This is a genomic window from Streptomyces sp. NPDC057638 (assembly GCF_042800315.1).
Lineage (GTDB): Bacteria > Actinomycetota > Actinomycetes > Streptomycetales > Streptomycetaceae > Streptomyces.
In genome coordinates, this window is the sequence record NZ_JBHVHF010000318.1 from 1 (window position 1) to 8,382 (window position 8,382).

Below are 8,382 nucleotides of genomic sequence, written 5' to 3' on the forward strand. Positions count from 1 at the left end.
GGCCGGAGCGGCCTCCCCGCCCCCTCGCGTGCTGTCGTGATGACCTAGCTGTCTCCCGCCTAGCAGCGCTGAACTGGGCTTTTGTCTCTCTTGCCGGAGGTTATCCACAGGAGTGGCGAGTCTTCGGGACCAGGGGCAGAGTGGTGGTCATGCGGGGTTGGTGGCAGGAGATCTCCGGCTTGGTACTGCCGGTGGTGTGTCCGGGGTGCGGGGCCCCAGGGCCGCCGCTGTGCGATGTGTGCGCGGCGCGGCTGTACGGCCGTCCGCCCCGTCGGGCACGGCCGGTGCCCGCGCCCGATGGGCTTCCCGAGGTCTGGGCGTCCGCGCCATACGCAGACGCGGTACGGGAGGCACTGATCGCGCACAAGGAGCGTGGCGCGTTGGGGCTGGCGCGCTATCTCGGCCGGGCGCTCGCCGGAGCGGTGCGGGCCGTGGCACCCGGCTCCGGTCCGGTGTCGCTGGTGCCGGTTCCCTCGGCGCGGCGTGCGGTCCGGGCCCGGGGGCACGACGCCACGCGGAGGCTTGCCCTCGCGGCCTCGGCCGAGTTGAGACGCGGGGGACGCCAGGCGCGGGTCGTGCCGCTGCTGCGGCAGCGGCGAGGAGTACTGGACCAGTCGGGACTGACCGCTCGGCAACGGGAGGAGAACATGGCCGGAGCGCTGGAGGCGATGCCGGCGGGCATGCGGTTGCTCTCTGGAGGCAGGGTCGTTCTGGTGGACGATCTGATGACCACGGGCGCCTCACTGGCGGAGGCGGCCCGTGCGTTCCGTGCCGCTGTTCGCGATGAGATGGAGGACGCTATTTCCGGCCCGATTTCGGGCACGGGCAGGCGTATACGGAGCCGGACGCCATCGGGTCCGCTGGCAGAGGCCTGCTTTACCCGGCTTATACCACCGGTTGCCGCGGTCGTCGCGGCGCGGTCGATCTCTTTTGAAATAAACCGGAACTGACGGGGAAGGTTCGACGTTGCAGGTAGTAAGAGAGAAAAGAGGCCCCAACGGAGGTACGCGCTGGTAGCGGGTGCCGACCACCACTCGATCGAGCTATGTTCGGTTGTGAGGATCTGCGATTGCGGATGGCTTACCTCACCGAGTGCACCGCCGTGCTTTCGGCCAGGGATTCGCGGCAACGGAAAACCTCGAAAGTTGGTGGGGTGGGGATCTTGTCGACTGGGGAGGAGGAGGTGAAAGTCGCCTAGTCCGAGGCTTCGGTACTCACCGGAGTCTGGTGCAAGAGGGAGACGCTCCGCAGCCGCCGGGCGGGCGGAGCAATCCGGGAACGGAGTTCTGCGTGGACATCGTCGTCAAGGGCCGCAAGACCGAGGTGCCGGAGCGGTTCCGCAAGCACGTGGCCGAGAAGCTGAAGCTGGACAAGATCCAGAAGCTCGACGCCAAGGTGATCAGCCTGGATGTCGAGGTGTCCAAGGAGCACAACCCGCGGCAGGCCGACCGTTCCGACCGCGTCGAGATCACCCTGCACTCCCGGGGGCCGGTGATCCGGGCGGAGGCCGCTGCGGCTGACCCGTACGCGGCGCTCGACCTCGCCACGGGCAAACTGGAGGCACGGCTGCGCAAGCAGCACGACAAGCGACACACCCGCCGGGGGAACGGACGTATCCCGGCGGCCGAAGTGGCCGATGTCGTCCCGGGTGTCGCGGAGTTGAACCCCGACGGCAACCTCGCGGCCGATGAACGGACGGACGCCATTCCCACCACCCGGATCGGCTCGCTCGAAGTGCAGGGCGAGGGACCGCTGGTGGTGCGCGAGAAGGTGCACACCGCGGCACCGATGACCCTTGACCAGGCCCTCTACGAGATGGAACTGGTCGGACACGATTTCTATCTCTTCGTCGACTCCGAGACGAAGCAGCCCAGTGTCGTCTACCGGCGGCACGCCTATGACTACGGCGTCATCCATCTGGAGACCGACCCGCTCGCCGCCGCCGAGCGGGGTGGCGCGGGCGGAGCGCTCGGCGGCTGACCCCCGGCCGCCGCGGGGGACGGGACAGAGCACCGGTGCCCCCTGGGAGCGCTTCGGCGCCCCGAGGGGCACCACCGTGCTCGCCAAGGATCACCGTGCTGTCGTCCGGGCATGAAAGCATGGCGCCACAGGCCAATCCGTGCGCGGTGCACGGGTGTTGGCGAATCTGACATGCCCTTCAGGCCACTGCCTTCAGGGGGAGGAACGATGGCGGACAGCTTCGGGCCGGTGCACGGCGACACGGTGGACGCCGGAGAGACGGCCGTCGGGGCCCGCACGGCCACGGGCGGCTCCCCGAGCGAGCCGATCCGGGTTCTCGTGGTGGATGACCACGCCCTGTTCCGGCGGGGACTGGAGATCGTCCTCGCCCAGGAAGAGGACATCCAGGTCGTCGGCGAGGCCGGTGACGGGGCAGAGGCGGTCGACAAGGCCGCTGACCTGCTTCCCGACATCGTGCTGATGGACGTACGCATGCCACGGCGCGGTGGGATCGAGGCGTGCACCTCCATCAAGGAGGTGGCCCCCAGCGCGAAGATCATCATGCTGACGATCAGCGATGAGGAGGCCGACCTCTACGACGCGATCAAGGCGGGGGCCACCGGCTACCTGCTCAAGGAGATCTCCACCGACGAGGTCGCCACCGCGATCCGCGCGGTCGCCGACGGCCAGTCGCAGATCAGTCCCTCCATGGCGTCCAAACTGCTCACCGAGTTCAAGTCGATGATCCAGCGCACGGACGAGCGGCGGCTGGTTCCCGCGCCCCGGCTGACCGACCGCGAGCTGGAGGTGCTCAAGCTGGTCGCCACGGGGATGAACAACCGGGACATCGCCAAGGAGCTGTTCATCTCCGAGAACACGGTGAAGAACCATGTGCGCAACATCCTGGAGAAGCTTCAGCTCCACTCTCGGATGGAGGCCGTCGTCTACGCGATGCGCGAGAAGATCCTGGAGATCCGCTAGGGCTCTTCCTCCGGGTCAGGCGGGGATCGTGAGCGGGTTTCTGGCGCAGGGAGTACTGCCCCAGGCTCCGCCCGGGGCCCCTGCCCAGGCTGAGGGGCACCCCTCCCCGGGCCCGAGGGCGGCCCCGGGGGTTACCTCCCAGGCCACCAGGGGCAGGGGCAGGTGTCAGGGCCCACGAGCCTCAGCACGATCCGAAAGAGAGAGGCCCTGGACGTGTTCTCCCGGGAGACGCGCTGGATCCCGTCACCCAGCGGCGCGCGGCCGGGCTCACGGCATGACCGTGGCTCCTGGGTGAGGGGCGAAGGAGGAGATGGGGGCGGTTACCGCCGGTCCGTGGAGCCGGGTCCCGCGCTGCGACGCTCCCGCGCTCCGTTGGCTGGGCCCGGCCCACGGAGTCAGGGTCCGCCGGGGAGCGCCGCCGGGCCGGGGAAGGGGCGCGGCAGATGACCGCGCCCCGGGCCGGTGAGCCCGGCGCGGGCGCACCTGCCCCACCCGCCCTCTCCGGGGCCTCAGCGCAGGGCCGCCACCAGGGCGGGAGCCAGCTCGGGCGGGCTGACCCGCTCCACCCGGACCGTGTCACAGCCCACCCAGGACGCCGCCTCACGCAGCGCCGTCGCCATGGGTTCGACGGCCTTGGCGGTCTCCAGTGAGGCATGACGGGCCACGAGCGTGTGCCCCTCACGCGCGGGATCGACCCGGCCGAGCAGTCTGCCACCGGAGAGCAGGGGCATCGCGAAGTAGCCGTACACACGCTTCGGTTTCGGGACGTACGCCTCCAGCCGGTGGGAGAAGCCGAAGATCCGCTCCGTGCGGGCGCGCTCCCAGATCAGTGAGTCGAACGGTGAGAGCAGCGTGGTGCGGTGGCGGCCACGGGGCGCGACGGCCAGAGCCTCGGGGTCGGCCCACGCGGGCTTGGACCAGCCCTCGACCGTGACCGGCACCAGACCGGACTCGCCGATCACGGCGTCGACCTGCTCGGCCTTGAGCCGGTGGTAGTCGGCTATGTCGGCGCGGGTGCCCACGCCCAGTGCCCGCCCGGCCAGACCGACGAGGCGGCGCAGACACGCGGCGTCGTCCAGCTCGGTCCCGAGGAGATCGGCGGGAATCGCGCGCTCGGCCAGGTCGTAGACCCGCTTCCAGCCGCGGCGCTCGACGCACACCACCTCGCCCAGCATCAGCGCGCGCTCGACAGCGACCTTGGAGGCCGACCAGTCCCACCACGGGCCGCCGTTCTTCGCGCCGCCCAGATCGGTCGCGGTCAGGGGGCCCTCGGCGCGCAGCTGCTCGATCACCCTGGTGTACGCCCCGTCGGGCAGTTCATGGCTCCACTGCGGCCGGTCGCGGAAGGCACGGCGGCGGAAGCCGAAGTACGGCCACTCCTCGACCGGCAGAATGCACGCGGCGTGTGACCAGTACTCGAAGCTGTGGCCCTCGGTCCAGTAGGCGTCCTCGACCGTGCGGCGTCCGACGGCGCCGAGCCGGGCGTACGGGATCAACTCGTGGGAGCGGGCCAGCACCGAGATGGTGTCCAGCTGCACCGCGCCCAAGTGCCGCAGCACCCCCCTGACAGCGCGGACCCCGCCCCGCCGGTCGGGAGCGCCGAGGAACCCCTGGGCGCGCAGCGCGATGCGGCGGGCTTCGTCGGCGGAGAGCTCGGCGGCGGGAGGCGTCATCGTCATGATCGGCACGATAGAGGGCGGCACTGACAGCGTGCCCCCGGTTCAGCCGGAGTGCTCGTCCGTGCCCGTTCCGCGACGGTGGGGCAGATAGGCGTACGGGGAGGGCAGCGCGAGATCCGAGGGGAGCAGCGATCCCACCCAGCAGTCACGCAGCGTGTCCTTGTTCATCAGGGCCGCGCGCAGGACGCCCTCGACCGTGAAGCCCGCCCGCTCGGCGACCGCCCGGGAACCCTCGTTGCCGACCTCGGCCCGCCACTCCAGCCGTGTCGCGCCCAGCGTGGTGAAAGCCCAGTGGGCGAGTGCCCGTGCCGACTCGACCATCACGCCACGGCCGCGATGTTCGGCGGCGGTCCAGTAGCCGATCTCCCATGTGCCGGAGTGGGTACGGAGTGTGATCGCGATCGACGCCATCACGGGGCCGCCCTCACGCGGGACGACGGCGAAGGTGTACATGGTGCCGGTGCGCCAGCCCTCGGGCACCATCCGCTCCGTGTACTCGACGGCGTGATGGCGCTCATACGGGGCGGGAACGGTCGTCCAGCGCAGGATGTCCGGGTCCTGGCAGGCCCGCAGGACCGCTTCCGTGTCATCCGGGGTGAAGGTGCGCAGCAGCAGGCGCTCGGTGGTGAGTGTGACGGGCTCCATGGCCGGATTCTGGTCCGTCGGTGGGGGTGGAGCGAGCCCTTTTCCCGACGCGGCGGCACCTTCCGCGGCTCCCGTGCGTTCTCCATGCGGGTAGACGGACCGGCCTGACCGGCCATGGACCTCCCGGCCCGGCGGGGTCCTCGCTTACGATGGCCGTTGCGGTGGGGCCGTGTGCCGTGCCCGTGTCCGTGTCCATCACGACCCTGTGTCCATCACGACCCAGCCAGGCCCGACCGGCAAGGAGACCAGCCTCAGTGTCCGTCTTCAACAAGCTCATGCGTGCAGGCGAAGGCAAGATCCTGCGCAAACTGCACCGCATCGCGGACCAGGTCAACTCCATCGAAGAGGACTTCGTCAGCCTCTCCGACGCCGAGTTGCGGGCGCTCACGGAAGAGTACAAGGAGCGTTTCGCCGAGGGAGCCACGCTCGACGACCTGCTTCCCGAGGCGTTCGCGACCGTCCGCGAGGCGGCCAAGCGCGTCCTCGGCCAGCGCCACTACGACGTGCAGATCATGGGTGGCGCCGCGCTCCACCTCGGTTATGTGGCGGAGATGAAGACCGGTGAGGGCAAGACCCTCGTCGGCACCCTCCCCACGTACCTCAACGCGCTCTCCGGCAAGGGCGTCCACCTGATCACGGTGAACGACTACCTGGCCGAGCGCGACTCCGAGATGATGGGCCGCGTCCACAAGTTCCTGGGCCTGTCCGTCGGCTGCATCCTGGCGAACATGACGCCGGCGCAGCGCCGCGAGCAGTACGCCTGCGACATCACGTACGGCACGAACAACGAGTTCGGCTTCGACTACCTCCGCGACAACATGGCGTGGTCCCAGGACGAGCTCGTCCAGCGCGGCCACAACTTCGCCGTCGTCGACGAGGTCGACTCGATCCTCGTCGACGAGGCGCGTACGCCGCTGATCATCTCCGGCCCCGCCGACCAGGCCACCAAGTGGTACGGCGACTTCGCCAAGCTGGTCAAGCGCCTTACCCGCGGTGAGCCCGGCAACACGCTCAAGGGCATCGAGGAGACCGGCGACTACGAGGTCGACGAGAAGAAGCGGACCGTCGCCATCCATGAGTCGGGTGTCGCCAAGGTCGAGGACTGGCTGGGCATCGACAACCTCTACGAGTCGGTGAACACCCCCCTGGTCGGCTATCTGAACAATGCCATCAAGGCCAAGGAACTCTTCAAGAAGGACAAGGACTACGTCGTCATCGACGGCGAGGTCATGATCGTCGACGAGCACACCGGCCGTATCCTCGCCGGTCGCCGCTACAACGAGGGCATGCACCAGGCGATCGAGGCGAAGGAGGGGGTGGACATCAAGGACGAGAACCAGACCCTCGCCACGATCACCCTCCAGAACTTCTTCCTCCTCTACGACAAGCTGTCCGGTATGACCGGTACGGCCATGACGGAGGCCGCCGAGTTCCAGCAGATCTACAAGCTCGGTGTGGTGCCGATCCCGACCAACCGGCCGATGGTCCGCAAGGACCAGTCCGACCTGATCTACCGCACCGAGGTCGCCAAGTTCGCCGCGGTCGTCGACGACATCGTCGAGAAGCACGAGCAGGGCCAGCCGATCCTCGTCGGCACCACCTCGGTCGAGAAGTCCGAGTACCTCTCGCAGCAGCTCAACAAGCGCGGTGTGCAGCACGAGGTGCTCAACGCCAAGCAGCATGACCGGGAGGCGATCATCGTCGCCCAGGCCGGGCGCAAGGGCGCGGTCACCGTCGCCACCAACATGGCCGGCCGTGGTACCGACATCAAGCTCGGCGGCAACCCGGACGACCTCGCCGAGGCGGAGCTGCGTCAGCTCGGCCTGGACCCGGTGGAGCACGTCGAGGAGTGGGCGGCCGCCCTGCCCACCGCCCTGGAGAAGGCCGAGCAGGCCGTCAAGGCGGAGTTCGAGGAGGTCAAGGGGCTCGGCGGGCTCTATGTCCTCGGGACCGAGCGCCATGAGTCCCGGCGTATCGACAACCAGCTCCGCGGTCGGTCCGGCCGTCAGGGCGACCCGGGCGAGTCCCGCTTCTACCTCTCCCTCGGTGACGACCTGATGCGTCTGTTCAAGGCGCAGATGGTCGAGCGGGTGATGGCCATGGCCAATGTCCCCGATGACGTCCCGATCGAGAACAAGATGGTGACGCGCGCCATCGCCTCCGCCCAGTCCCAGGTCGAGCAGCAGAACTTCGAGACGCGTAAGAACGTCCTGAAGTACGACGACGTGCTCAACCGCCAGCGCAAGGTGATCTACGCCGAGCGGCGCCGGGTCCTGGAGGGCGAGGATCTGCACGAGCAGATCGGCCACTTCATGGACGACACCATCGACGCCTACATCCAGGCCGAGACCGTCGAGGGCTTCGCCGAGGAGTGGGACCTGGACCGGCTGTGGGGCGCCTTCAAGCAGCTCTACCCGGTGCAGACCACCGTCGAGGACCTGGAGGACGCCACGGGCGACCGCGCGGGCATCACGGCGGAGTTCATCGCGGAGTCCATCAAGGAGGACATCCACGCGCAGTACGACTCCCGGGAGAAGCAGCTCGGCTCCGAGATCATGCGGGAGCTGGAGCGGCGCGTGGTCCTCTCGGTGCTCGACCGCAAGTGGCGTGAGCACCTCTACGAGATGGACTACCTCCAGGAGGGCATCGGTCTGCGCGCGATGGCGCAGAAGGACCCGCTGGTGGAGTACCAGCGCGAGGGCTTCGACATGTTCACCGCCATGATGGACGGCATCAAGGAGGAGTCCGTCGGCTATCTGTTCAACCTGGAGGTCCAGGTGGAGCAGCAGGTCGAGGAGGTTCCGGTGGACGCCGCCGCCGAGCGCACCTCGCTGGACAAGAAGGACGCGGCGCCCGCCTCGCGTCCCGAGATCCGGGCGAAGGGCCTGGAGGCCCCGCAGCGCCCGGACCGGCTGCACTTCTCCGCGCCGACGGTCGACGGTGAGGGCGGTGTCGTCGAGGGCGACTTCGCCAGCGATGGCTCGCCCGCGCGTTCCGCCTCGGACGGGATGACCCGCGCCGAGCGCCGCAAGGCCCAGAAGAGCGGTGGGCGTCGCCGCAAGAAGTGACACCGTCACCGTGTTGAGCCACGGCCGGGGGCCGGACACCTGTGTGGTGT

Annotated in this window: 6 protein-coding genes; 4 read left to right on the plus strand and 2 right to left on the minus strand. The window is 69.1% G+C overall.

What is annotated here, in order from left to right; all coding sequences use genetic code 11:
• Positions 1–149 precede the first annotated feature (149 nt).
• The 3 genes from ACFVIM_RS29485 to ACFVIM_RS29495 all read left to right on the plus strand — a co-directional run bounded on the left by ACFVIM_RS29485 (position 150) and on the right by ACFVIM_RS29495 (position 2,940).
• Positions 150–950, plus strand: coding sequence for a ComF family protein (locus tag ACFVIM_RS29485; RefSeq protein ID WP_384307595.1), 801 nt, complete (start codon positions 150–152; stop codon positions 948–950).
• A 340-nt stretch (positions 951–1,290) separates the two neighbouring features.
• Entirely contained in the window at positions 1,291–1,980 is a 690-nt protein-coding gene (gene hpf / locus ACFVIM_RS29490; protein ID WP_384307598.1) for a ribosome hibernation-promoting factor, HPF/YfiA family, read from the plus strand.
• A 207-nt stretch (positions 1,981–2,187) separates the two neighbouring features.
• A complete protein-coding gene (locus ACFVIM_RS29495) occupies positions 2,188–2,940 on the plus strand; it encodes a response regulator (protein ID WP_384307600.1) in 753 nt (250 codons plus the stop codon).
• 509 nt (positions 2,941–3,449) lie between these two features.
• On the opposite strand, the gene ACFVIM_RS29500 is transcribed toward ACFVIM_RS29495, so the two are convergent.
• Positions 3,450–4,619 carry a winged helix-turn-helix domain-containing protein gene (locus ACFVIM_RS29500; RefSeq protein ID WP_384307603.1) on the minus strand — a complete coding sequence of 390 codons (1,170 nt, stop codon included), beginning with the start codon at positions 4,617–4,619 and terminating at the stop codon, positions 3,450–3,452.
• Between the two features lie 42 nt (positions 4,620–4,661).
• A complete protein-coding gene (locus ACFVIM_RS29505; RefSeq protein ID WP_384307605.1) occupies positions 4,662–5,264 on the minus strand; it encodes a GNAT family N-acetyltransferase in 603 nt (200 codons plus the stop codon).
• 254 nt (positions 5,265–5,518) lie between these two features.
• Here ACFVIM_RS29505 and secA point away from each other — a divergent pair, with 254 nt between their 5' ends.
• Positions 5,519–8,332: a preprotein translocase subunit SecA gene (gene secA, locus ACFVIM_RS29510; RefSeq protein WP_384307607.1), complete on the plus strand. Its 2,814-nt coding sequence runs from the start codon at positions 5,519–5,521 to the stop codon at positions 8,330–8,332.
• The last annotated feature ends 50 nt before the right edge of the window (positions 8,333–8,382 follow it).